This is a genomic window from Sphingobium fluviale (genome assembly GCF_004122115.1).
GTDB classification, from domain to species: domain Bacteria; phylum Pseudomonadota; class Alphaproteobacteria; order Sphingomonadales; family Sphingomonadaceae; genus Sphingobium; species Sphingobium fluviale.
The window spans coordinates 299,224-324,601 of record NZ_SBKP01000003.1 but is presented as its reverse complement, the minus strand read 5'-3'; the positions used below and the strand labels follow the sequence as shown (position 1 = coordinate 324,601).

The window sequence follows — 25,378 nt, the reverse complement described above, 5'->3', positions numbered from 1 at the left end:
ATTACGCAGCCGCCGTCAGGTTGAGGAACACGTCCTCCAGATCCGGCTCGCGCGTGGCGACATCGACGATGCCGAAGCCCAGCGCCTGCACCGCGCCCAGCACATCGCCCGCATTGGCGCGGTCCTTGTTGAAGGTGATGCTGAAGACGCGCTCTCCCGTCTGCTCGACCTTGTCGAAACAGGGGTGAGAGGGAAGACCCGCGCCATCGCGATCCACGGTGACGATCACGATCTTTTCCTGCGCCATATCGACCAGTTCGCGCGTCGGCTTGTTGGCAATCAGGCGGCCGTGGTTGATGATGGCGATGCGATCGCACAGCTCCTCGGCCTCCTCCAGATAATGGGTGGTCAGCACGATCGTCACGCCCTGCGCGTTCAGCTCCCTCACATAGTCCCACAATTGCTGGCGCAGCATGATGTCGACCCCAGCCGTTGGTTCATCCAGCACCAGTATCGGCGGGGAATGGACCATCGCCTTGGCCACCATCAGCCGCCGCTTCATGCCGCCGGAAAGGGTGCGGGCATAGGCATTGGCCTTGTCCTCCAGATGCACCGCGCGCAGCAGCTCCATCGAGAGGCGCTCGGATTTGGGCACGCCATAGAAGCCCGCCTGATTCTCCAGCGTCTCAAACGGCGTGAAGAAGGGATCGAACATGATCTCCTGATTGACGATGCCGATGCTGTTCTTGGCGTTGCGCGGGTTCACATCGATGTCGAAGCCCCAGATCCGCGCGCTGCCCGATGTTTTGTTCACCAGCCCGGCAAGAATGTTGATCAGTGTCGATTTGCCCGCGCCATTGGGGCCGAGCAGGCCGAATATCTGCCCGCGCGGGATGTTGAGGCTCACGTCGTCGAGCGCCTTTTTCCCGCCTGCATAGACCTTGGAAAGGTGCGCGATCTCGATGGCGTTCTGGCTGGATATACTCTCGGTCATAGCTGCGTCATAGCGGCGAACAGGCGGCAAGCAAACGCCATATTGATAGCGGCCCGCACCGATGCTAAGGCGCTGGCGCATGAGCACACAGCCCGAAACCATCCGCACCGACAAGCGCCGAGTATGCTGCGACGGAACCGGCGACATTCCTGCCGCGCTGGGCCATCCGCGCGTGTGGCTGGAGATCAACGAAAGCGGCGCGGTGGAATGTGGCTATTGCGACCGGCGGTTTGTGTTGATCGGCGGGCCAGCCGACGCGCATTAAGAGCGTCGCGCGAAAAAGTGGGAACCGGTTTTTCGCAAACAGCGATGCGACATTGAAATCAGCTCTGGCATAGCGCGGCGCTGCCCTTATATCGGTTTCATGACCGATATGACCTCCCAATATACCGATGCCCGTGGCCTGCTCTATCGCGACGGGATGCTTGACCCCGATGGCGCGAAACGCCTCACCGCCGCCGCCCTCAAAAACTGCGACGATGGCGAGCTCTATCTGCAATATCGCGCGACCGAGAGCTTCGGCTTTGACGACGGGCGGCTGAAAACCGCAGATTATTCGACCGACAAGGGTTTTGGCCTGCGCGGCGTTTCCGGCGAGATGACGGGCTTTGCCCATGCGAACGAGATCAGCGAGGCTGCTATCAACCGCGCGGCGCAGACGCTGAGCCTGCTCGATCCGGCGAGCCAGGCCCCCGCCCCGCCGCCTGCGCGCACCAACCGGCATTTATACACCGAGGCCAACCCGCTCGAACTCGTCCCCTTTGCCGAGAAGGTTGCGCTGTGCGCCAAGATCGACGCGGTGGCGCGCGCCGCCGATCCGCGCGTCAGTCAGGTGTCGGTCAGCCTCGCGGGAAGCTGGTCGGTGATCGACATCGTGCGCGCCGATGGCTTTACCGCCAGCGACATCCGCCCGCTGGTGCGCCTCAACGTCTCGGTCATCATGGAAGAGAATGGGCGGCGCGAGACCGGCGTGTTCGGTGTTGGCGGGCGCTATCTCTATGACGGCGTGATGGAGGAAACGACATGGCGCCGGGCGATCGACGAGGCGATCAAACAGGCGCAGACAAACCTCCGCTCGGTCGATGCACCGGCGGGGGAGATGCAGGTGCTTCTCGGCTCCGGCTGGTGCGGCGTGCTGCTGCACGAGGCGGTCGGCCATGGGCTGGAGGGCGATTTCAACCGCAAGGGCACCTCGGCCTTTTCGGGGCGCATCGGCGAGCAGGTAGCGGCCAAGGGGGTCACGGTAGTGGACGATGGCTCTATCTTCGAGCGGCGCGGCTCGCTCTCCATCGATGACGAGGGCACGCCGACGCAGGAGACGGTGCTGATCGAGGATGGCATTCTCAAGGGCTATATGCAGGATCGATTGAACGCGCGCCTGATGGGCGTTGCGCCCACGGGCAACGGGCGACGCGAGGATTATGCCCACGCACCAATGCCGCGCATGACCAACACCTTCATGAAGGGCGGCGAGGATGACCCCGCCGAGCTGCTCAGCCGCGTGAAGGACGGCATCTATGCCAAGAGCTTTGGCGGCGGGCAGGTCGACATCGTATCGGGCAAGTTCGTGTTTTCCTGCACCGAGGCCTATCGCGTGAAGAACGGCAAGATCCTCGACCCGATCAAGGGCGCGACGCTGATCGGCGACGGGCCGGAGGCGATGAGCCGCATCAGCGGCATCGGCAACGACATGGCGCTGGATGAGGGCATCGGCATGTGCGGCAAGGCGGGCCAGAGCGTGCCCGCTGGCGTGGGCCAGCCGACGCTGCTGATCGACCGATTGACTGTCGGCGGCACGGGGAACTGACGGCGATGGACGCGCGCAGTTTCGATGTCATCATCATGGGCGGCGGGCTGGTGGGCCTGACGCTGGGCATCGGCCTGTCCGCCCACGGTGTCTCTTGCGCGGTGATTGACCCTGCGCAGCCTGAGGCAACGCTAGCGCCCAATTTCGATGGACGCGTGTCCTCCATTTCCAGCGCGAGCTGGAAGCTGTTTCAGGCGATCGGCATCGCGGAGCGGCTGGAGGGTAAGGGCTGCGCGATCGAGCGTATATGGGTTTCCGACGGGTTGCAGCCGGGCACGCTCGATTTTGCGCCACCGGAAGACGACGACACGCCGATGGGCATCATGTTCGAAAACCGCGAGACGCGCCGCGCCCTGCGCGAGTGCGCCGAAGCGGCGGAGCATCTGACGCTCTATCAACCCGATAGCGCGGTGGAGGTGCATCGCAGCCTTGAGGGCGTTTCCGTGACGCTGGCGAGCGGGGCGAAGCTCTCAGGCTCGCTGCTCGTCGGCGCCGAGGGCCGCGCCAGCCCGACGCGCGAGGCGGCGGGGATCACGGTCGCGAAATGGGCCTATGATCATGTCGCCATCGTCACGGCGTTTCATCATGAGGTCGATCACGCAGGCACGGCCTATGAGATATTCTACCCCGGCGGGCCGTTCGCGCTGCTGCCGATGCAGCCCGCCGTGCCGGGTAAATACCGCAGCGCTGTGGTGTGGACCGTGCCCTCTGCTCAGGCGCCGGCCATGCTGAAGCTGGGCGAGCGCGGGTTCCTGGCCGAGGCGCAAAAGCGGATCGGCGGCTTTCTGGGCGAGATCAGCCTGGCCGGGCCACGCTCCAGCTATCCCTTGGGTTATCACCGCGCGGCACGGATCACCGACACGCGCCTCGCGCTGGCGGGAGACGCCGCGCACGGCATCCACCCGATTGCGGGGCAAGGCGTGAACCTCGGCTTTCGCGATGTCGCGGCGCTGATTGAGGTGATCGTGGATGGCATGCGGCTGGGGCTGGAGCCGGGCGACGCGCAGCTTCTCACCCGCTATCAGCGCTGGCGCAGCCTCGATACGCTTTCGGTCACGATGGCGATGGGCGGGCTGGTGCGCCTGTTCGATGTGCCGGGGCGGCTTCCCTCGCTGGTCCGCCGCGCGGGGCTGGCGGCGGTGCAGAAGGCCGGACCGCTCAAATCCCGCTTTATGAACGAAGCGCGCGGGACAAGCGGCGCGCTGCCGCGGCTGCTGGCCGGGGAGATGGTGTAAACTCACCCCCCTTGAATCCGCTTTCCCTCTCCCTAAATCTCTTGTGTCCGGGCGCAGTAGCGGCGGACATTTTCAGCCGGATGCCATGACGGGTCCGGCGATTGGATAACTCGCTCAATAGAGGAGATATGATTATGCGTGGTTTTGACCTTACCCCCTATCGCCGGTCCACCGTGGGCTTTGACCGCCTTTTCGACCTGATCGAGAACAACGCGCGGGCCATTCAGGGCGATAATTACCCCCCGTTTAACATCGAGCGCCTGTCTGACGACAAGTATCGCGTGACGCTTGCGGTCGCGGGCTTCCGCGAGGACGAGCTGGATATCGTGGCCCAGCAGAACCTGCTTCAGGTATCAGGCCGCAAGGCAGAGCTGGGCAATGACGAGCGCGCCAAGTTCGTGCATGTCGGCATCGCCAACCGCAGCTTTGAGCGCCGCTTCGAGCTGGCCGATTTCGTGCGGGTAGAGAGTGCTGCGCTGGCCGATGGCCTGCTGGTGATCGAGCTGGTGCGCGAGGTGCCCGAAGCGATGAAGCCGAAGAAGATCGCAATCAATGGCGGGCAGATCGTCGAGATCGGCAAGCAGAGCGACGCGGCGTAAACCGAGCTTTTTGGATAGGGGGCGGGTTTATAAGGCTCGCCCCCACCCCAAACCCCTCCCCCCAAGGGGAGGGGCTTTTGTTTGCGTCAAACCAACTGGCGTTTTTAGACCAACCGGCTCTGCTTCACCGCCGCCTCGATGAACCCGGCGAACAGGGGATGCGGATCGAACGGCTTGGATTTCAGCTCAGGGTGGAATTGCACCCCGATGAACCAGGGATGATCCGGCCGCTCGACGATTTCGGGCAAGGTGCCATCGGGTGACATGCCGGAAAACAGCAGACCGCCCTTTTCCAGCGGCTCGCGATAGGCGGCGTTGACCTCGTAGCGGTGGCGGTGGCGCTCGCTGATCTCGGTGGCGCCATAGATGCCGGAGACGACGCTGTTGCCAGAGAGGCTGGCAGGATAGGCGCCCAGCCGCATCGTGCCGCCAAGGTCGCCCTCGGCGCTGCGCTTTTGCAGGCCCTCCGCGCTCATCCATTCGGTGATGAGGCCGACGACAGGCTCCGATGTTTCCCCAAATTCGGTGGTGGAGGCCGCCGCTATCCCGGCCGTGTTCCGCGCGCCCTCTATGCAGGCCATCTGCATGCCCAGGCATATGCCGAAGAACGGCACGCCGCGTTCGCGCGCGAACCGCACCGCCGCGATCTTGCCCTCGGACCCGCGCACGCCAAAGCCGCCGGGTACAAGGATGCCGTGCATCGGTTCCAGCCGCGCGGCGATGTCGCTATCCGGCTGCTCGAACAGTTCGGCGTCGATCCAGCGGATGTTGACCTTGACCCGGTTGGCGAGCCCGCCATGCACCAGCGCCTCGTGCAGCGATTTGTACGCATCCTGAAGGCCGACATATTTGCCGACAACGCCGATCGTCACCTCGCCCTCAGGGTTGGCGTGGCGATCCATGATGTCGAGCCAGCGGCTGAGCTCCGGCTCCGGCGATCCTTCGATGCCGAAGGCGCGCAGCACCTCTTCGTCCAGCCCCTCGGCATGATATTGCGTGGGGACAGAATAGATGCTCGGCGCATCGAGCGCGGGGATAACCGCCTGAGGCCGCACATTGCAGAACAGCGCGATCTTGGCGCGCTCGCTCTCAGGCAAAGGCTGTTCGCAGCGGCAGAGCAATATATCGGGCTGGATGCCCAAGCTGGTCAGCTCGCGCACGCTGTGCTGGGTCGGCTTGGTCTTCAGCTCTCCCGCCGCCGCGATATAGGGCACCAGCGTCACATGCACGAAGATCGACTGGCCGCGCCCCAGATCATTGTGGAGCTGGCGAATCGCCTCCATGAAAGGCAGGCTCTCGATATCGCCCACGGTGCCGCCGATCTCGCACAGCACGAAATCCAGCCCCTCGGTATCGGCCAGCGCGAACGCCTTGATCTCGTCCGTCACATGCGGGATCACCTGCACCGTCGCGCCGAGATAGTCGCCCCGCCGCTCCTTGGTGATGATCGTCTGATAGATGCGGCCCTGAGTCACATTGTCCGACTGACGGGCAGAAACGCCGGTAAAGCGCTCATAATGGCCGAGATCAAGGTCGGTCTCGGCCCCGTCGTCGGTCACATAGACCTCGCCATGCTGATAGGGCGACATCGTGCCCGGATCGACATTGAGATAGGGATCGAACTTGCGAATACGCACGCGATATCCACGCGCCTGAAGCAGTGCTGCAAGCGAGGCGGCCATCAGGCCTTTGCCGAGCGAGGAGACCACGCCGCCGGTTATGAAAATATACCGCGCCATGGGAGTGAAGGCTTAATCCTGTTTCATGAGAAAGGGCAAGCGCGCGATGATGCACGCCTGAAAATAATTAGGCTTGACGAAGGAATCGCGTGATTATTGCGCGAGCGGCACCGCGCCGTTGGCAGCGCCCTGTTCGCCCACGCTTTGCGCGGCATTCGCCAGCGGATCGCCCGCGCCCGGAGCCGCCGCGCCCGGCTGGGCAAGCGGCGCGGCCTGCTTCGCAAGCGAGGTATCGATCTGCGACGGCGCGCGCTTGACCGAGGCCATCACCGCCAGCGCGATGCTTAAGGAAACGAAGATCGTCGCCAGCACCGTGGTGGAGCGGGTGAGGAAATCCGCAGCGCCGCGGGCAGACATGAAGCCGCCTGGGCTGCCACCCATGCCAAGGCCGCCGCCTTCCGAGCGCTGCATCAGAACAACGGTGACGAGGCATGTGGCGACAATCGCCTGCACCACGAGAAGGAATGTGAACATCGGTTATGCGTTATCCTGAAACATTGCTTGCCCGCCCTTAGCCGGGATAGGCCGCGCGTTCAACCCGTCGGAGCCGCTTGAGACTTTAGAACTTCACCCGCGCGGTGAAGCGGGCGTTGATCGGCGCGCCGGTGGAGATGTTATTGTTGTTATGCGCGTCGGAATAATAAGTCTCATCGAGCAGGTTCTCGATATTGACCTGAAGTTGCACCTTGTCTGACGGGCTGAAAAACAGCGCGGCATCCACGCGGGTGAAACCGGGCAGGCGCGTCGCGAAGCTGTTGCCAGCCGGATTATGCAGCGCGGCATATTGGCTCGCCTGATGCACAACGCCCAGCCCCGCGCCGACTATGGCATTGAAATCATAGCGGTTCCACAGTGCAAACTGGTGCTTAGGCACCTGTGCGACGCGGATGCTGTCATTGCCCTTGATGTAGGCGTCCTGCCAGGTGTAGCCGCCGCTGATCTGCCACGCCTTGGTGATCTTGCCGCTAAGCGCCAGCTCCAGCCCGCGCGTGCGGGTGGTGCCGGCGACAATGGTCTGGGCCGGAGCATTTGGGTTGGGCGTGGTCGCGTTGCTGCGATCGAGCTGAAACAGCGCGGCTGTGGCATTGAGGTTGGGCCGGATGTCCCACTTCGCTCCCACCTCATAGTTGGTGAACTTTTCGGGCGCGAGATCCTGCTGCGCGGGGGTCGAGCCGGAGGCGGGCGCAAGGGTGAGGAACTGATCGCCCGATCGCGGCAGGAACGACTGGCTGTAACTGCTGTAGAGCGAGATATTTTCCTTCGGCTTCAGGATCAGGCCGAAGCGCGGGGATATTTTCTCATCCGTGCGGGCAAAGCGGCGGTTGTTGCCGGCTATGTCCACGCCCTTGATCTCGAACCGGTCATAGCGCGCGCCGACGATGATATCGAGATGCGCGCCTATGCTGATCTGGTTCTGCACATAGGCAGAGAGGAAGGTGACGTCCGAACGGGTGCTGCGGCTGACGGCAGGGAAAGTCACCGTTGGATAAGCGAAGGTCGCGAGGTTCAACGTCGAGGACGACAGCACCGCGTTATAGCGCTGGTTTGCCGACTGCTGGTTGCCATATTCCAGCCCGATGAGGATCTTATTGTCCAGGCCGCCCAGCGCGACATCGGCGACGAGATTGCTCTGGGCAATGAAGTTTTCCCGCTGTGTGGGGTCGATATAGCCCGCCAGCGCCACTGTGCCGTTGACGCCGGTCGCGGGGCCGTTGGCATAGACATTGGTGTAATATTTGTCGAAATCGCCATAGAGCAGGGTTGTCGACCAATCGAGCCAATCGGCCAGCTCGCCATCGAGCCGCGTCTTGACGATATGAGCCTCCAGCCCCGCGCGGTTGACGCCCGGCACGCCGAAGAAGCTGTCCCTGTGGCCCGGCAGCGGCCCGCGTACACAGGGCGCGGCGCAATTGAGCGAGGGGATGCCGCGATCGGTTACGCGGTCATCCTTCACATATTCATAGGACAAGCCCGCCTGCCAGCCCGCGCCCAGCTCCAGCGCGACATAGGGATTTACGGCATAGCGCTCGCCATCATAATAGTCGCGGTGGTTGCCCAGCTCCTCGTAGAAGCCGTTGACCCGTAGAGCCGATCCGACGCTGAGCGGCACATTGACATCGGCCGAAACATCCCACGCGCCGAAGCTGTTGATGCTCATCCCGCCCGCAACCAGGGTGCGGTCCCGCTGCGGCGTTTTCTGCACGCGGTTGATGATGCCACCACCACCACCGCGACCAAAGATCATGGCATAGGGGCCTTTCAGCACCTCGACCCGCTCGATATTGTAAAGGCTGCGATAATATTGCACATCGTCGCGCACGCCATCGAGGAAGAAGTCCGCCGTGGTGTTTTGCCCGCGCAGGGTGATCTGGTCGCGGTTGCCCTCGCCCTGCCCCACGGTGGTGCCGGGCATATAGCGCAGCACATCGGCCATGCTGTGCTGGGCCTGATCATCGAGCTGCTCGCGCGTGATGACCGAAATGCTCTGGGGCACATCGAGCAGCGGCGTGTCCGTCTTGGTCGCCGTGATGGAATTGCGGGTAACATAGCCATCCGAATGGCCGATGACGATGATGTCGCTCTCGGAATTATCGGGCGCTTCTGCGGCCATCGCTACCGATGAAACTGCCACCAAAGCTCCAGCCAACATTACACGCGCAGTCACGATATAACCCCCGATTCGAATAATTAGGGGTCGCTATGCCGATACTGCAAATCGTTTGCAATACTTATTGCGAACGATTTGCAATTTTGATCTCGGTCAAAAATCGTGCAAGGTCTATCCCGCTGCCGCGATCACCGGGCCGAATTTCGCAGCCGTCAGGCTCGCGCCGCCTACCAATCCGCCGTCGACATCCTCCAGCGCGAAGATTTCGGCCGCGTTGTCGGCGTTGACCGAGCCGCCATAGAGGACGCGCATGCCGGCGGCGACCTCCGGCCCAGCCAGCTCTGCCAGCTTGCCGCGGATGCCGCCGTGCATCTCGGCGATCTGCTCCATCGTCGGGATGCGGCCGGTGCCGATCGCCCAGATGGGTTCGTAGGCGATGGAGAGCCAGTCGGCCCCTGCGCCTGCGGGGAGCGAATCGGCAAGCTGGCCGAGCACGAACGGCAGCGCCTCGCCCGCGTCGCGTGTTTCCAGGCTCTCGCCGAGGCACAGGATGACCTGCAAGCCTTCCGCCTTCGCCGCCAGCGCCTTGGCCGCTACGTCCGCACTGCTCTCGTGCTGATCGGTGCGGCGTTCGCTATGGCCGACGATGACGCACGATGCGCCCGCCTCCTTCAGCATCGCGGCGGAGAGGCAGCCAGTATGCGCGCCGCTGGTTTTAGCGTGGCAATCCTGCGCGCCGATAAACGCCCCGCCCGCCTTGTCCGCCGCCGCGCCGATCAGCGTGGCGGGCAGGCACAGGCCGACTTCTACTGTGGGGTGATCAGCCGCGAACGCGCCAATCGCCTCGACATCACCAAGCTGCGTGCGCAGACCGTTCATCTTCCAGTTGCCGACAACAAGCATCCTGCGGCTCATAGGTCCTCCGTTTTCCAGCTATTCCCGATATGGAGCCGCGATTAGCGTCTAAGTCTGCAAAGTCCAGTCCCCGCTTGAAGCGAACGGCCTCTCCCCCTAAAGCGGCACAGAATTTCTAATTACGCACGCCGCCCGCATGAGGGCGGTTTTGGGCAGGACGGACACATGATCGGTTTTATTCGGCGCATCATCGGATCGAAATTTGGTGCGGTCTTTGCCCTGCTGTTTCTGGCGACCGTGGCGTTCGCCTTCATCGCGGGGGATGTGACCAGCGGCAATTATGGCTCGTTCAACCTCATAGGCGGCGGGACATCCACGAAAATTGGCAGCGAGAGCCTGCCCGACACCGAAGTGCAGTCGCGCGTCCAGCGCGCGTTCGAGCAACAGCGGCGCGAAAATCCGGGCATGAAGATCGACGATTTTCTCAAGCTGGGCGCGGTTGAGGGCGTCTATGGCCAGCTCGTCACGGCGCTGTCGCTGGAGGAATTTGCCCGCAAGCAGGGCATCCATATCAGCAAGCGGATGATCGATGCGGAGATTGCCAATATCCCCGCCTTTCAGGACGCCACCGGCAAGTTCAGCCAATCCACTTTCCACCAGATGCTGACCAGTCAGGGCGTGAGCGAGGATGCGCTGCGCAAGGACATCGCGCAGCAGATCAGCGGTCGCATCGTCGCGACGCCCGCAAGCTTTGGCGCACGGATGACGGACAGCCTGGTGCTGCCCTATGCCTCGCTGCTGCTCGAAGCGCGCGAGGGGCGGATCGCGGCGATCCCATCGACAGCGTTTCCGCCCGCCGCCGCGCCGACCGATGCGCAGCTTGCGGATTTCTACAAGCGCAACGCGGGGCGCTATACCATCCCGGAGCGGCGCTCTCTGCGCTATGCGATTGTCGACGCCAGCCGGTTTGATACGGCGGCGACCCCGACCGAATCCGAGATTGCCAGCTATTATGCCAGCCGCAAGGCGGAGTTTGCCGCGCGCGAAACCCGCGACATTCAGCAACTGATCCTGCCCACCGAAAGCGCGGCCAAGGCTGCGGCAGGGTCCGTATCGCTTGCTGCTGCCGCAAAGGCGAACGGGCTGGAGGCGCTGACCCTCAAGGCCGTATCGAAGGCAGACTATGCCAAATCGGCTTCCGCCGCCGCCGCGGACGCCGCTTTCGCCGCGCCACAGGGCAAGATCGTGGGCCCGGTGAAGCTGGCGCTGGGCTGGGCGCTGATCCAGACCGGCGCGATCCAGACAATCGCGGAAAAGCCGCTGGCCTCGGTCAAGCCGCAGATCATCGCGATGCTGAAAGCGCAAAAGCGCGCCGCGCTGCTCAGCGATTTCGTAGCCAAGGCAGAAGACAGCATCGCCAACGGCGCCACGTTCGACGAGGTGGTGAAGGACAATGGCCTCGCCACCGCAACCACCCCCGCGCTGCTCGCCACGGGTCAGAACATCAACGATCCCGCCTATCAGCCCTCTGCCGAAATCGCGCCGATGCTGAAGGCGGCATTTGGCATGGAGGCGGATGACGACCCGCAAATGGTGCCGATTGCGCAGGCCGAGCGCTATGCGCTGGTGCGGGTGGGCGATATCGTTGCCGCCGCGCCGCCGCCGCTGGCGCAGGTAAGGCCGATCGTGGCGCAGCAGTATCTGTTGAACCAGGGCGCGGCAAAGGCGCAGGTGCTGGCGCAGAAGATACAGGCCGATGTCGCGAAGGGTATGCCGCTTGACAAGGCGCTGGCGCAGGCTGGTGTCCCGCTGCCGCCGGTGCAGACCATCGAGGGCCGCCGCGCCGACCTGCTCCGGCAGGATCAGCGGGTGCCCGCGCATATCTCGATCCTGTTCGCAATGGCGCCGAGCAGCGTGAAGATGATGCCTATCCCCAACGATCAGGGCAGCTTTGTGATCCAGCTCAATGCCATCAAACAGGGCGATGCCGCCAAGGTGCCGGGGCTGGTCGATACGGTACGCACCGAGCTGTCAGGGCTTGTCGGCAACGAATATACCGAACAATTCGCCCGCGCGGCAGAGCGGGAGCTGGGCGTGAAGCGCAATGCAGCGACGGTCGTGAACGTCACCAAGGCGCTGCGCGATGCCAATGGCAGTGCGCCCGCGCAGCCCTGAGCCAATGATGGGAACCGCCGCCGCAGCCACGCCAGACGCCATCCGCACCGCGCTCGATGCCGGGCGGTCGGCGCTGCTGTGGCGCAAGCTGATCGCCGATACGGAAACGCCCATCTCCGCCGCGCTGAAGCTGATGCAGCCGGAGCGTGGGGACTTCCTGCTCGAATCGGTTGAGGGCGGCGCGGTGCGTGGGCGCTATAGCCTTCTGGGGATCGACCCAGATCTGGTGTTTCGCGCGCAAGGAGACAGCGCGCAGATCAACCGGGCGTGGATGACTGACCGGGAGGCGTTTGCGCCGGTGGAGGGCGGCGCACTCAGCGCCCTGCGCGCGCTGGTGCGCGAGTGCCGGGCGGAGATGGACCCCGCTCTGCCCCCGGCGCTCGCCTGTCTTGTGGGTCATTTCGGTTATGAAACCATCGGCTTGGTCGAGAAACTGCCGCGCCCCGCGCCCAATCCGCTCGCCATACCGGATATGCTATTTGTGCGCCCGTCGGTGATCCTGGTGTTCGACCGGCTGGAGGACGCGCTGTTCCTCGTCGCGCCGATCTGGGCTGGGTCGTTTACCGACGCGGCACGCGCAATCGAGGCGGCGCAAGAGCGGCTCGATGCCACCGCAGCGCGGCTTGCCGGGCCGGTGCCATCCGCGCCACAGATCGCAACGCCGGATGACGTGACCTTCGCGCCAGTTCTGAAGCCCGGCCAGTATCGCGACATGGTGCTGCGCGCGCAGGATTATATCGTCGCGGGCGATATCTTTCAGGTGGTGCTGGCGCAGCGCTTCACCGCGCCGTTTCCGCTGCCGCCGCTCGCACTCTATCGCGCGCTGCGGCGGATCAACCCGTCCCCCTTCCTCTATTGCCTCGACATGCCGGGCTTTGCGCTGATCGGCTCCAGCCCTGAAATCCTGGTGCGGGTGCGTGATGGCGAGGTGACGATCCGCCCGATTGCGGGTACGCGCCCCCGCGGCAAGACCGCAAGCGAAGACGCCGCCAACAAGGCCAGCCTGCTCGCCGACCCCAAGGAGCGCGCCGAGCATCTGATGCTGCTCGATCTTGGCCGCAATGACGTGGGGCGCGTAGCGGCTGCGGGCACGGTCAGCGTGACGGACAGCTACACGGTCGAGTTCTACAGCCATGTGATGCACATCGTCTCCAACGTTGTGGGGCGGTTGGGTGACGGCAAGGACGCGCTGGATGCGCTGTTTGCGGGTTTCCCGGCAGGCACGGTTTCGGGCGCGCCCAAGGTCCGCGCCTGCGAGATCATCGCCGAGCTGGAGCCGGAAACGCGCGGCGCCTATGCGGGCGGCGTCGGCTATTTCGCGCCCGATGGCAATATGGACAGCTGCATCGTGCTGCGCACCGCCGTGCTGAAGGATGGCGTGATGCATGCGCAGGCAGGCGCGGGGATCGTAGCGGACTCGACGCCCGAATATGAACAGCGCGAGTGCGAGGCCAAGGCCGGCGCGCTGATGGCGGCGGCGAAAGAGGCGGTGGCGCTCAGCCGACAAGCCGGATATGGGCAGTAAAGAAATGCCCTATCGTGGTTTTAGAGCATGGGCGGGAATTGCCTTAGCTACATCCATTCTGCCGTCATGCCAAACTAGTGCAGATCGCGAACAAAAGGCTAAAGAGGAGTTTGAGCGTTACAAAGCCCAAATCGCGCGGCGCGGCGGTTATGTCGAACTTAACACGCCTCAAGGCCGGTTTCGCTTTCAGGTTTATGCTGGTCGATGCGCCTATGGCCGAGATCACAAATCCTATTCTGCGGAATTGACATACCCAAAGCTTGAACTTCGTGACGAGCCTTGCGATCCGCCCCATGCCAGTGGCAACAATATCACGATACACACTGGTTCACCGAATGGCGGGCGAGCATGGGATGCCCTGCCCACAAGCAAACTTCATCCTCCCTCAGAACTGAAGCCTGGAGAGATGCACATATATGAGGCTGAGGACATGCAAGGAAAGCCTCGTCAACAATTGCAGGCACTGTACACCATCTTTGGCGTATCACCCCAACACGTGCGCTATATAGGCGACTGCCAGCTACTGACAATATGCAAGATGTCCATCAAGGTGTATGATCTCGGCGCGGATGTCTATTTTGACAGGGCGCATCTCAATGATGCGGGTCGTATCGTCGACGCTGTTGCCGACCACCTCTCTGCTTCCTATGAAAGCAAACCATGATCCTCGTGATTGACAATTATGACAGCTTCACCTGGAACCTCGTCCATTATCTGATGGAACTGGGGGCGCAAGTGGAGGTTGTCCGCAATGACGCGATGAGCGCGGGGCAGGCGATCAGCTCCGGCGCGGAGGCGTTTCTGCTCTCGCCCGGCCCCTGCACGCCCAATGAGGCGGGGATCAGCCTCGATCTGGTGGGTGCGTGCGCGGATGCGGGCAAGCCGTTGCTCGGCGTGTGTCTTGGCCACCAGTCGATCGGGCAATATTTCGGCGGCAAGGTGGTGCGCGGCGGCCTGATGCACGGCAAGACATCTCCGGTCAGCCATGACGGCACCGGGCTGTTCGCGGGCCTGCCCTCGCCGTTCACGGCGACGCGCTATCACTCGCTGATCGTGGAGGACATACCGGACTGCCTGCTGGTGAACGCCACGGCGGAGGACGGCTCTGTCATGGGCTTTCGCCATGCCAGCCTGCCGATCCACAGTGTGCAGTTTCACCCGGAGAGCATCGCCACCGAGCATGGGCACGACATGCTGGCCAATTTCATGAGGATTGCCGGACTTCCGGTCAAAGAGCGGGCCTGAGCCAAGTGAGCGCGTTTCCCGATCCTGCCCGCCCGATGGCGCTTGACGAGGCGCATGCCGTCTTTGGCGCGATGCTGGATGGCGCGGGTACGGACGAGGAAATCTCCACCTTCCTGACCGCGCTGACCGAGCGGGACGAGACGGCAGACGAGATCGCAGGCGCGGCGATGGCCATGCGCGAACGGATGATCGCCATCGACGCTCCGCCCCATGCCATCGACGTATGCGGCACGGGCGGCGATGGGCAGCATACGCTGAACGTCTCCACCGCCGTGGCGCTGGTGGTGGCAGCATGCGGCGTTCCGGTGGCAAAGCATGGCAACCGTGCGGCGTCCTCCAAGGCGGGCGGCGCGGATACGCTGGAAGCGCTGGGCGTGAAGCTCGATATCGCGCCAGAGGTGGCCGAGGCGCAACTCGCGGACCTCGGCATATGCTTCCTGTTTGCACAGGCACATCACCCGGCGCTCAAACGCATGGCGCCGATCCGCAAGAGCATCGGCAAGCGCACGATTTTCAACCTGCTCGGCCCGCTCGCCAACCCTGCGCGGGTCAAACGGCAGCTGATCGGCATCGCGCGGCCCGACTATGTGCCGATTTATACGGAGGCGCTCGACCGGCTGGGTGTGGAGCGCGCGATGATCGTCTCTGGCGAGGAAGGGTTGGATGAGCTGTCGATCAGCGGGGTCAGCCGGTTTGCATCAATCGGGTTCGACCTGGGGCATGACATCATCGCGCCCGAAGGCGTGGGCCTGCCCCGGCATCCGCTGTCAGACATCCGGGGCGGGGATGCCACCTTCAACGCCGCTGCTTTGCGCCGCTTGCTGGAGGGGGAACAGGGCGCCTATCGTGACGCGGTGCTGCTCAATGCGGCGGCGGCGCTGATCGTGGCGGGCGAAGCGGAGGACGGCGAAGAGGCTGTCGAGGAAGCGGCTGAGGCGATTGACAAGGGGCTTGCCAATGCGCTGCTCAACTGCTGGATAGCGTGGAAATGACCAACAAGCTCATCGAGATTTGCAACACCAAGCGCGGTGAGGTTAAGGCCCGAAAGGCGGCTGCGTCTTTGGCTGATCTGGAGGCGCGCGCGCTTGGGCAAACCCCGCCGCGCGGATTCCGGCGCGCGCTGGATGCGGCGGCGCAGACGGGCTTCGGCCTGATCGCAGAAGTGAAGAAAGCTTCACCCTCCAAGGGTTTGATACGAGAGGATTTTGATCCACCTTCCCATGCCGCTGCCTATGAGCGCGGCGGCGCGGCCTGCCTTTCGGTATTAACAGACGCACCCTATTTTCAGGGTCATGAAGACTATCTGATTGCGGCACGGGCGGCCTGTTCGCTTCCCGTTTTGCGCAAGGATTTCATGGTCGATCCGTGGCAGGTGCTGGAGGCCCGCGCGATTGGCGCGGACGCGATCCTCATCATCGTCGCTGCCTTGGGCGACGCGCAGATGGCGGAGATCGAGGACGCTGCGCTGGGGCTGGGCATGGATGTGCTGATCGAGGTGCATGACCGGGATGAGATGGAGCGCGCATCACGCCTGCGCTCGCGCCTTATCGGCGTCAACAACCGCGACCTGCGCGATTTCACGGTGGATTTTGCCCGCACCTATGAGCTGATCGCCCACGCGCCGGAAGGCTGCACGTTCGTGGCGGAAAGCGGCCTGACCGGCCACGCGGATCTTGCGGAAATGGCCGCGCATGGCGTTCGCTGTTTCCTTGTTGGCGAGGCGCTGATGCGACAGCAGGATGTGGAAGGCGCGACGCGCGCGCTGCTGGGCACAGCGGCATGACGGGCGGGCGCCTCACCCATGTCGATGAGGCGGGCGCGGCGCACATGATCGATGTGTCGGCCAAGGCCGAGACCACGCGGCACGCGGTGGCGCGCGGGCGGATCAGCATGAGCGCCGACGCCGCGCGCGCGATCATCGAGGGCAGCGCAAAGAAGGGTGATGTCCTCGCCGTTGCGCGGGTTGCGGGGATCATGGCGGCGAAGAAGACATCCGAGCTGATCCCGCTCTGCCATCCGCTGATGCTGGCCAAGGTCACGCTCGATCTCACGGCGGACGAGCAAGGCGTCACAGGCACCGCCACTGTGCGCACCACGGGCCAGACCGGGGTGGAGATGGAGGCGCTCACTGCCGTATCCGTCGCGCTGCTCACCATATATGATATGGCAAAAGCAATCGATAAAGGCATGATAATAGGACCGATTGCCCTGATCGAAAAAACGGGCGGCAAGTCTGGCGACTGGCGGGCCGAAGCGCCATGAGCCTGCTGCCGGTGGCAGAGGCGCAGGGGCGACTGCTGGCGATGGCGCAGCCGCTGCCTGATGAATCCGTGGCCATCGCGCAGGCTGCGGGACGCTGGACCACCTCTGATATTGCCGCCCGCCGCACCCAGCCCGCAAGCGACCTTTCCGCCATGGATGGCTATGCGATCCGTTATGCCGACATGCCCGGCCCGTGGCGCGTCATAGGTGAAAGCGCGGCAGGCGCGGCCTTTGGTGGCGAGGTAAAGCCGGGGGAAGCGGTGCGCATTTATACTGGCGCGGTGATGCCCGATGGCGCCGATACAGTGATCGTGCAGGAGGATATCACCAGCGCGGATGGGCGCATCACCCTCACGGGCGATGGGCCGGGCGCTCTGGGCAAGCATATCCGCCGCGCGGGGTCAGACTTTCGTGAGGGCCAGACGCTCATTCCAGCTGGCACAGCTCTAACCCCCCGGCATATCGCGCTGGCGGCGCTGGCGGGATGGGGCGCTCTCGCCCTGCCCCGGTTGCCGCGCATCGCGATCCTCTCCTCCGGCGCGGAGCTGGTGCCGCCGGGCGCCGCATGCGGGCCAGACCAGATTCCCGCCTCCAACAGCGTGATGCTCTCGACGATGCTGGTCGGCCTTCCCTGCGTTGTCGAAGACCTCGGTATCATTACCGATGAGTTGGGCGCACTGACGCAGGCGATGCGCTCGGTGCGCGATCATGATATCATTGTCAGCACCGGCGGCGCATCGGTGGGGGATCATGACCTCGTCAAGCCCGCGCTGGAGGCGGCGGGCGGAAGCATAGACTTCTGGAAGATCAGGATGCGCCCCGGCAAGCCGCTGATTGCCGGGAGGTTGGGCGATGCGCTGTTCCTCGGTCTGCCGGGCAATCCGGTATCCGCCTATGTCACCGCCCACCTGTTTCTGTTACCGATTGTGCGGCATATGGCGGGGTGCCCCACCCCGCTGCCGCAGATGGCTGGCGCGAGATTGGGAGCCGCTATGCCACCCGTGGGCGGGCGGGATGACTATGTGCGCGCGGAGCTAACGGATGGCGTTGCCACACCCGTCGTTTCGCAGGATAGCGCGGCCACGTTCGCGCTCGCACAGGCCAACTGCCTGATCCGGCGCGCGGCGGGCAGCGGGGCGGCGCGAGCGGGCGAGGACGCGGAGATCATAACGCTTTAGCGGGCTTGACATGTTCATGCTTGGTTCCTATACGTTCCTTATTCGTTCCAGAATGAGGCGCTTAAGATGCTGACGGCAAAGCAACAGGAACTTCTGATTTTCATTCAGCGCAGGCTGGAGGAAGGCGGCGTATCCCCCTCGTTTGACGAGATGAAGGACGCGCTCGATCTGCGGTCCAAGTCCGGTATTCATCGGCTGATCAGCGCATTGGAGGAGCGCGGCTTCATCCGCCGCCTGCCCAATCGCGCCCGCGCGCTGGAGGTGTTGAAACTGCCCGATGGCGTAGTGAAGGCCGCACCGAAGCCTGCGCCTGCCGTTACCGCACCCGCCGCGCCGGCGCGCCAGATCCCCATCGCCGCCAACGATGTGATCGAGATCCCGCTGCATGGCCGCATCGCTGCCGGTGTGCCGATCGAGGCGATGGAGAGCGACCGGATGCTGCCGGTGCCCGCCGCGCTGCTGGGTTCGGGCGAGCATTATGCGCTGGAGGTATCGGGTGATTCGATGGTCGATGCCGGGATACTCGATGGCGATTATGCGCTGATCCAGCGCACCGAGGTGGCGCGCGAAGGCCAGATCGTCGTCGCGCTGGTGAACAACGAGGAAGCAACGCTCAAATATTTCCGGAGGGAAGGCCCACGGGTGCGGCTCGACCCCGCCAATGCGGCCTACGAACCGCAAATCTACGACCCGCATCAGGTGCGTATTCAGGGCAAGCTCGCGGGGTTGCTGCGCCGGTATAATTGAGCGCACGCCGCCCGATCAGGGGGCAGGCGCCTGCCTATAGGCGGCGCGATGGACTGGCGTCGATGGACGGACGACCCAAGGGTGGCGATCTCCTGTGGCGCGAACGGAAACCCGACGCCCACTGTCGAGATACACCGCCACCCCGCCCGTTTTGCTGAGCCGCGCGCGGTCGAGCTTCAGCCAGCGCGGCGTGCAGGCGGCAGGCAGGCGGCGGTCGCTCACCACGATGTCCGCCCGCGCGCACAGCGCGATCAGTGCTGCCCAAGGTAGCCGCACCTTGCTGTGGGTAGCGACAATCAGCCAGTCTCGCCCCTCCCCGCGCATCAGCACCGAGCAGAGATCGCGGCTGCACCGGGCGTTGGACGCTTCGGCGATTGCAGGAAACGCCTTATCTTCAGCGCCGTTGTTTGGCCGTGTGTCTCCCTCTCCCGCCGATTGGGCCAGCATATCGCGCACATAGTCGCCCGCGCGGCCGCGCAGCAGCGCCAGCGTGCCATCCGCTTGCCGCACCGCCATATGCCGCCCGTCACCGGTGATCAGGAGATCGGGCGCGGAAGCCAGAGCCATCATCGCGCCACCCGCAGCCAGCACCGCCAGCCCCAGCAGCCGCGCGCGCGTCTGCCACAGGATGCACCACAGGCCGCCGAGTATAACCATGGCGAACGGAACCGCGCCAAAATGCGGCAAGGCCCATTGCGCGGCGGGTGAACGCGCCACCCCATGCGCCAGCGCCAGCAAGGCGCCCAATGCCTGTCCCGCAACCCACCACAACGGCGCGCCGAGCCCGATACTGTCCAGCGCCAGCGCCGCCGCCTCGGCCGGCATGATGACGAAGGTGGTGAGCGGGATCGCGATCATATTGGCAAAGGCGCCGAGCGCGCCCGCCTGATGGAAATGATAGAGCGCGATTGGGATCAGCGCGGCCTCCACCGCCAGCCCGATAACGAGGACCGCCGCCACATGCCGCCATGCCCGCGAGGGCCACCCCTCCTCCCGCGCCTGAAAATTTGCGCGGAACCAGCCCGATTCAGCGAGCGCGATGATCACCGTCACCGCCGCGAAGCTCATCTGGAAGCTGGGACCAATCACGGCCTCCGGCCAGAAGACGAGAACCACGAGTGCACCCACCGCCACCAGCCGCAGGCTGATCGCCTCACGCCCGAGCGCCAGCCCACCAAGCACCAGCAACGCGGCGATGCATGAGCGCACCGTAGGCACCTGCGCGCCGGTGAACAGCGTGTAGCCGATGCCCGCCAGCGCGCCCGCCCCCGCCGCGATCAGCAGCAGATGCAACCGCAACGCCAGATACGGGCTGAGCGCCAGCAGGCGGTATGTGATCAGGATCACCGCGGCGATCAGCGCCGACACATGTAGCCCACTGATCGAGAGCAGGTGAGATAGACCACTGCGCCGCATTGCCTCTTCGTCCGCCTCGCTGATCGCGCCGCGATCTCCTGTCGCCAGGGCGGCGGCGATGCCCCCCTCGCTGCCGGGCAGGCGCGCGCGGATATGGCGCGACAGGCTGTCGCGCCACGCGGCGATGCCATTTGGCCGCGCAGGTTCGATGACGCGGACCGGCGGCAGCGCCCGCCCGGTCGCGCCGATGCCGGAGAAATAGGCCTGCACCGCGAAATCATAGGCGCCCGGCACCGCAGCCGGGGCTGGCGGCATCAGCCGCGCGCGCACCTTTATCACCGCGCCCGGCCCGATCTGGTCGCGCGCGGGCATGTCTGTGTCGGCCACATTGATGCGCACCCGCTCCGGCAGGCCGCTGGCCCCGGATTCCGGCGCGAGCAAGAGGCGCGTGCGCCCCCGCGCCGGCTGCGGCTCCACCGCGATCACGCGCGCGCGAAAGGCGGCAAAGACAGCGCGTTCCAGCGGCGGCTGGCCGAGCGTCAACGCCTTCGCCCAGATCAGCACGCAGCCCACCGCCATCACCAGCCCCAGCCCCACCAGAGCCGCCCGCGCTCTGCCGCCCGGCATCAGCAACTGCGCCGCCAGCGCCATGCCGCAACACAGCATGATCCACCCCAGCCAGTAAGGCGGCGATGGCAGCGCGAACCAGCAGGCTATTCCCGCAGCCAACGCCACGGGCAACCACAGGCCGATCCGCTCGCGCTCTGCCTCCAGCCAGCTCTCCAGCTTTGTGACGAGAGCACGGCCCGTTAAAATAGGGTGCAGTGCAACATCAGTTTGTAGTAAAGAGGAAGCCATGCTAGGGGCGCCAGAATCCTTGGGGCAGGGTCGCACTGTCGCAGAAAACCGGCACCAAGCCGGAATGAGGATTGTCGGAGAAAAGCTGAGTGAACGCAACCGGAGAAAAAAAGCCTGTCGTTACGCGGTTCGCGCCCTCGCCGACCGGCTATCTCCACATCGGTGGCGCCCGCACCGCGCTGTTCAACTGGCTGTTTGCGCGCCATCATGGCGGCACCTACCTCCTGCGGATCGAGGACACAGACCGCGCCCGCTCCACCGATGCGGCGATTGACGCGATCCTTGACGGGCTGAGCTGGCTGGGCCTTTCGAGCGATGCGCCGCCGGTCTATCAATTCTCCCGCGCGGCGCGCCATGCCGAGGTGGCGCATCAGATGCTCGCTGCCGGTCACGCCTATAAATGCTTCGCCACGCCTGAAGAGCTGGCGGAGCTGAGAGAGCAGCAGCGCGCGGCCAAGCAGCCGATGCGCTATGACGGGCGCTGGCGCGATCGTGACCCTGCGGAGGGCGGCGACAAGCCGTTCGTCATCCGCATCAAGGCTCCGCGCGAGGGCGAAACCGTGATCGAGGATGCAGTGCAGGGCCGCGTCGTTGTGCGTAACGCCGAGCTGGACGACATGATCCTGCTGCGTTCCGATGGCACGCCGACCTATATGCTTGCCGTGGTGGTGGATGACCGGGACATGGGCGTCACCCATGTGATCCGTGGCGACGACCATTTGAACAATGCCTTCCGCCAGCTCTGCATTATCCGGGCGATGAACTGGGAAGAGCCGGTCTATGCCCACATCCCGCTGATCCACGGCGCAGACGGGGCAAAACTCTCCAAGCGCCACGGCGCGATGGGGGTCGATGCCTATCGCGACGCGCTGGGCATGCTGCCCGAAGCGGTGTGCAACTACCTCTTGCGCCTCGGTTGGGGCCATGGCGACGAGGAGATCATCACAGTTGAACGGGCGATCGAGCTGTTCGATCTGGCAGGCGTTGGCCGCTCGCCCTCGCGTTTTGACATCAAGAAGCTGGAAAACCTCAACGGCCACTATATCCGCGAGGCAGATAACGCCCGCCTTGCCGCCTTGGTCGCCCCGCGCATTGCCGCTCTGACGGGCCGCGCCTTGAGCGAAGCGGACACGGCGCTGCTCACCACGGCGATGGAAGGCCTCAAGCCGCGCGCCAAGACACTCGATGAAATTGCTGACGGCGCGCTGTTCCTATTCGCCCAACGGCCCCTGGTGCCAGACGACAAGGCCATGGCCCTGCTGGACGCGGCAGGAACCGATCTGGTAATCACATGTGCGAGAGCGTTGGAAAATATTGACGATTGGACTGTATCGTCGATTGAAGAACGCATACGCGGGGTTGCGGAAACGGCGGAAATCGGGTTAGGGAAGGTAGCGCAGCCTCTGCGTGCGGCCCTCACGGGGCGCACAACCTCCCCCGGAATATTCGATGTCCTGTTCCTGCTCGGCAAGGAAGAGGTTTTGGCAAGGCTTGAAGACGCCGCTGCACTGGGCGTTCAGGGGTAAAGACAGGGAGACATATTATGGCGGGCAATTCAGCAAAAATCGAGGTAGGCGGCGGCGCGCATGACTATGCGGTGCTGGACGGATCGGTCGGCCCTCAGGTCATCGACATTCGCAAGCTCTATGCCGATACTGGCATGTTCACCTATGATCCCGGTTTCACCTCGACAGCGAGCTGCGACTCAGGCCTCACCTATATCGATGGCGACGAAGGCATATTGCTTCATCGCGGCTATCCAATCGACCAGCTCGCCGAGCAATCGAGCTTTATGGAGGTCGCGTATCTGCTGCTGAACGGCGAGCTGCCGGATCGGGAAACGCTGGACACGTTCAAGACCACGATCACCCGCCACACTATGGTGCATGAGCAGCTGAGCACTTTCTATCGCGGCTTCCGGCGCGATGCGCACCCAATGGCGATCATGTGCGGCGTTGTGGGCGCGCTCTCGGCCTTCTATCACGACTCGACCGACATCAACGATCCGGTGCAGCGGCGCATTGCCAGCCATCGCCTGATCGCGAAGATGCCGACGCTCGCCGCCATGGCGTATAAATATTCGAGCGGTCAGCCGTTCGTCTATCCGCGCAACGACCTGTCCTACACCGGCAATTTCCTGCGCATGACCTTCTCTGTCCCCGCCGAGGAATATGTCGTCGATCCGGTTATCGAGGATGCGATGGACAAGATCTTCATCCTCCATGCCGACCATGAGCAGAACGCCTCGACCTCGACCGTGCGCCTTGCAGGGTCTTCGGGCGCGAACCCGTTTGCCTGCATCGCGGCGGGCATCGCCTGCCTGTGGGGCCCGGCGCATGGCGGCGCAAACGAGGCCGCGCTGAACATGCTGCGCGAGATCGGCACCGTGGACAAGATCCCCGAATATATCGCCCGCGCCAAAGACAAGAACGATCCCTTCCGCCTGATGGGCTTCGGCCACCGCGTCTATAAAAATTACGATCCTCGCGCCACCGTGATGCAGAAGACCGCAAAGGACGTGCTGGAGAAGCTGGGCGTCAAAGATCCGATCTTCGACGTGGCGAAGGAGCTGGAGCAGATCGCGCTGCACGACCCCTATTTCATCGAGAAGAAGCTTTATCCCAATGTGGACTTCTATTCGGGCGTGATCCTCTCGGCCATCGGTTTCCCGACCGACATGTTCACCGTGCTCTTCGCGCTTGCCCGCACCGTGGGCTGGGTGGCGCAGTGGAATGAAATGATCTCGGACCCCGCGCAGAAGATCGGCCGCCCGCGCCAGCTTTACACCGGGCCGACCCAGCGCGATTATGTGCCGGTCGACAAGCGGTAATTGCGAACATAGCGATGTTTTGGGAAGGCGGGCCGGATGGTCCGCCTTTTCTTATTCGGGGGTGCCAGCAGCAGGCAAAGTGAGGACAAAACGCGCGCCCTGCCCCGGTGCGCTGTCTATCGTAATGTCTCCGGCCATCGCGCGGGCAAGGCGGCGCGAGATATAGAGGCCAAGGCCGGTGCCGGAGACATCTTCGCGCCCCAGCCGCTCGAACTTTTCGAACACGCGCTGCTGATCCTCCAGCGCGATGCCGCGCCCCTGATCGGCGACAACCAGCGATGCCACGCCGCCGTCTGTTTCCGCGCGCAGCCATATGATCGACTGCTCCGGCGAATAGCGCACGGCATTGCCGAGCAGGTTGACCGCGATCTGGAGCGCGCGGCGAAACTCGCCAATGGCGGGCGCGTGTTCATCGGCCTTGGGCGCTTCGATGCGCAGCCCCCTGTCCGCCGCCTTGACGCCAAGCAGGCCAGCGGCGCGCCGTGCGATGTCGGCGAGGTCTATATCCTCCTGCGCGACCGTGAAATTGGGCCGGTCTATCGCCTGCAGATCGGCCAAGTCATCGACCAGCTCCATCAGATGCCGCCCGGCATCGGCAATATCGGCGGCATAGGCGGCGTAATCGCCCCGGATCGGCCCTTCGACCCGGCTCTTGATCGTCTCCGCATTGGCGATGATGCGCGTGAGCGGCTGGCGCAGCGCGAGGTCCAGCCGCTTGCCGAAATCGGGGATCGTGGGGCCTGCTGGCAGTGGCTGTGCAGCCGACGTGTGGGCCGAGGTATCGGGCAGCACGGTGCGCTGCGTTTCCTCAACGCTGCTCGCCTTGCCGCGATAGCCCAGAAACGAGCCGTCCGCATCGAACAACGGATGGCCGGAAAGCGCGATAAGCCGCGCGTCCGGCCCGCCGCGCGCCTCCAGCCCGAAGAAGGGACGATGCGCGGCAATGGCAGCGGCGAGCGGGTGCTCCCCGCCCGCGCTTTCAGGAAAAGTTGCTGCAAACTCGTCTCCGGCAGCGACAAACTCCAGCGTATCCCCCGCATGGAGGAAACGCATCTGCGCATCGGTGCGCCACTCGGCGCCATCCGCCGCCAGCGCGATCTCCGCCGCGCGTAACGCCGCGTTTTCGCTCAACGGAAGGTGCGGCACCTCCTGCCATTCGGAAAAACCCAGCTCTACCCCGCCCTCGACCGGCCTGGCGCGCACCCACAGGCGGATATCGCTATGATCCCCGCCGATCAGCAACGGCCGCGCAATCAGGATGTTCAGCCGCCGGGCCAGCCGCGCCACGGCCGCGATCTGCGGCACGGCGATGCGGCCATCAGACGCGCCGCCCGCCTGAGCCTGGAGCATCAGGATCGCGTCATCGGCGCTGAGAATATGGTCTGCGGGGCCAAGGCGCAGCAGGAGGGCGCCGCTCCTGGGCAT

Annotated in this window: 22 protein-coding genes; 15 read left to right on the top strand and 7 right to left on the bottom strand. The window is 64.2% G+C overall.

Annotated elements, in window-relative coordinates; genetic code table 11:
* Position 1 precedes the first annotated feature (1 nt).
* Positions 2-934, bottom strand: coding sequence for an ABC transporter ATP-binding protein (locus EQG66_RS05640; RefSeq protein ID WP_129403630.1), 933 nt, complete (start codon positions 932-934; stop codon positions 2-4).
* 79 nt (positions 935-1,013) lie between these two features.
* Between EQG66_RS05640 and EQG66_RS05635 the strand changes: the two genes are divergently transcribed.
* The 4 genes from EQG66_RS05635 (at position 1,014) to EQG66_RS05620 (ending at position 4,575) form a co-directional block, all read left to right on the top strand.
* Positions 1,014-1,199 (top strand): zinc-finger domain-containing protein, encoded by a 186-nt coding sequence (locus tag EQG66_RS05635; protein ID WP_129403586.1) that lies wholly within the window; start codon positions 1,014-1,016, stop codon positions 1,197-1,199.
* Between the two features lie 99 nt (positions 1,200-1,298).
* Entirely contained in the window at positions 1,299-2,741 is a 1,443-nt protein-coding gene (gene tldD / locus EQG66_RS05630; RefSeq protein WP_129403584.1) for a metalloprotease TldD, read from the top strand.
* Between the two features lie 5 nt (positions 2,742-2,746).
* Positions 2,747-3,976 (top strand): FAD-dependent monooxygenase, encoded by a 1,230-nt coding sequence (locus EQG66_RS05625; RefSeq protein ID WP_129403582.1) that lies wholly within the window; start codon positions 2,747-2,749, stop codon positions 3,974-3,976.
* Between the two features lie 134 nt (positions 3,977-4,110).
* On the top strand, positions 4,111-4,575 hold the full coding sequence (locus tag EQG66_RS05620) for an Hsp20 family protein (protein ID WP_129403580.1): 465 nt from the start codon (positions 4,111-4,113) through the stop codon (positions 4,573-4,575).
* A 104-nt stretch (positions 4,576-4,679) separates the two neighbouring features.
* Here the strand turns inward: EQG66_RS05620 and EQG66_RS05615 are convergent, their stop codons facing one another.
* The 4 genes from EQG66_RS05615 to tpiA all read right to left on the bottom strand — a co-directional run bounded on the left by EQG66_RS05615 (position 4,680) and on the right by tpiA (position 9,837).
* A complete protein-coding gene (locus tag EQG66_RS05615; protein ID WP_129403578.1) occupies positions 4,680-6,314 on the bottom strand; it encodes a CTP synthase in 1,635 nt (544 codons plus the stop codon).
* Positions 6,315-6,407: 93 nt separating this feature from the next.
* Positions 6,408-6,788, bottom strand: a complete 381-nt coding sequence (gene secG, locus EQG66_RS05610) for a preprotein translocase subunit SecG (RefSeq protein WP_129403577.1) — start codon at positions 6,786-6,788, stop codon at positions 6,408-6,410.
* Positions 6,789-6,873: 85 nt separating this feature from the next.
* Complete coding sequence (locus EQG66_RS05605) at positions 6,874-8,946, bottom strand: TonB-dependent receptor (protein ID WP_245987886.1); 2,073 nt, start codon at positions 8,944-8,946, stop codon at positions 6,874-6,876.
* 147 nt (positions 8,947-9,093) lie between these two features.
* Complete coding sequence (gene tpiA, locus EQG66_RS05600; RefSeq protein WP_129403575.1) at positions 9,094-9,837, bottom strand: triose-phosphate isomerase; 744 nt, start codon at positions 9,835-9,837, stop codon at positions 9,094-9,096.
* 165 nt (positions 9,838-10,002) lie between these two features.
* On the opposite strand from tpiA, the gene EQG66_RS05595 reads away from it, so the two are divergent.
* The 9 genes from EQG66_RS05595 (at position 10,003) to lexA (ending at position 18,909) form a co-directional block, all read left to right on the top strand.
* Positions 10,003-11,952, top strand: coding sequence for a peptidyl-prolyl cis-trans isomerase (locus EQG66_RS05595; RefSeq protein ID WP_129403574.1), 1,950 nt, complete (start codon positions 10,003-10,005; stop codon positions 11,950-11,952).
* Positions 11,953-11,959: 7 nt separating this feature from the next.
* The gene (gene trpE / locus EQG66_RS05590) at positions 11,960-13,477 is read left to right on the top strand and encodes an anthranilate synthase component I (RefSeq protein ID WP_129403628.1); all 1,518 of its coding nucleotides are present in this window, start codon (positions 11,960-11,962) and stop codon (positions 13,475-13,477) included.
* Positions 13,467-14,141: a hypothetical protein gene (locus EQG66_RS05585; RefSeq protein ID WP_129403572.1), complete on the top strand. Its 675-nt coding sequence runs from the start codon at positions 13,467-13,469 to the stop codon at positions 14,139-14,141. The genes trpE and EQG66_RS05585 overlap by 11 nt, the downstream gene beginning before the upstream one ends.
* Positions 14,138-14,722 carry an anthranilate synthase component II gene (locus tag EQG66_RS05580; protein ID WP_129403571.1) on the top strand — a complete coding sequence of 195 codons (585 nt, stop codon included), beginning with the start codon at positions 14,138-14,140 and terminating at the stop codon, positions 14,720-14,722. Before EQG66_RS05585 ends, EQG66_RS05580 begins: the two co-directional genes overlap by 4 nt.
* Entirely contained in the window at positions 14,719-15,714 is a 996-nt protein-coding gene (gene trpD / locus EQG66_RS05575; protein WP_181951786.1) for an anthranilate phosphoribosyltransferase, read from the top strand. Before EQG66_RS05580 ends, trpD begins: the two co-directional genes overlap by 4 nt.
* Positions 15,711-16,505, top strand: a complete 795-nt coding sequence (trpC, locus tag EQG66_RS05570; protein WP_129403569.1) for an indole-3-glycerol phosphate synthase TrpC — start codon at positions 15,711-15,713, stop codon at positions 16,503-16,505. The genes trpD and trpC overlap by 4 nt, the downstream gene beginning before the upstream one ends.
* Entirely contained in the window at positions 16,502-16,984 is a 483-nt protein-coding gene (gene moaC / locus EQG66_RS05565; RefSeq protein WP_129403568.1) for a cyclic pyranopterin monophosphate synthase MoaC, read from the top strand. The genes trpC and moaC overlap by 4 nt, the downstream gene beginning before the upstream one ends.
* Complete coding sequence (locus tag EQG66_RS05560; RefSeq protein WP_129403566.1) at positions 16,981-18,162, top strand: molybdopterin molybdotransferase MoeA; 1,182 nt, start codon at positions 16,981-16,983, stop codon at positions 18,160-18,162. The genes moaC and EQG66_RS05560 overlap by 4 nt, the downstream gene beginning before the upstream one ends.
* A gap of 66 nt (positions 18,163-18,228) precedes the next feature.
* Positions 18,229-18,909 carry a transcriptional repressor LexA gene (lexA, locus tag EQG66_RS05555; RefSeq protein WP_129403565.1) on the top strand — a complete coding sequence of 227 codons (681 nt, stop codon included), beginning with the start codon at positions 18,229-18,231 and terminating at the stop codon, positions 18,907-18,909.
* Between the two features lie 15 nt (positions 18,910-18,924).
* Here the strand turns inward: lexA and EQG66_RS05550 are convergent, their stop codons facing one another.
* Entirely contained in the window at positions 18,925-21,123 is a 2,199-nt protein-coding gene (locus EQG66_RS05550) for a ComEC/Rec2 family competence protein (protein WP_129403563.1), read from the bottom strand.
* An 89-nt stretch (positions 21,124-21,212) separates the two neighbouring features.
* Here EQG66_RS05550 and gltX point away from each other — a divergent pair, with 89 nt between their 5' ends.
* The gene (gene gltX, locus EQG66_RS05545) at positions 21,213-22,649 is read left to right on the top strand and encodes a glutamate--tRNA ligase (RefSeq protein WP_129403561.1); all 1,437 of its coding nucleotides are present in this window, start codon (positions 21,213-21,215) and stop codon (positions 22,647-22,649) included.
* A 17-nt stretch (positions 22,650-22,666) separates the two neighbouring features.
* Positions 22,667-23,953 (top strand): citrate synthase, encoded by a 1,287-nt coding sequence (locus EQG66_RS05540; RefSeq protein WP_129403559.1) that lies wholly within the window; start codon positions 22,667-22,669, stop codon positions 23,951-23,953.
* 51 nt (positions 23,954-24,004) lie between these two features.
* Here EQG66_RS05540 and EQG66_RS05535 read toward each other — a convergent pair whose 3' ends face one another.
* Complete coding sequence (locus tag EQG66_RS05535) at positions 24,005-25,378, bottom strand: sensor histidine kinase (protein ID WP_129403557.1); 1,374 nt, start codon at positions 25,376-25,378, stop codon at positions 24,005-24,007.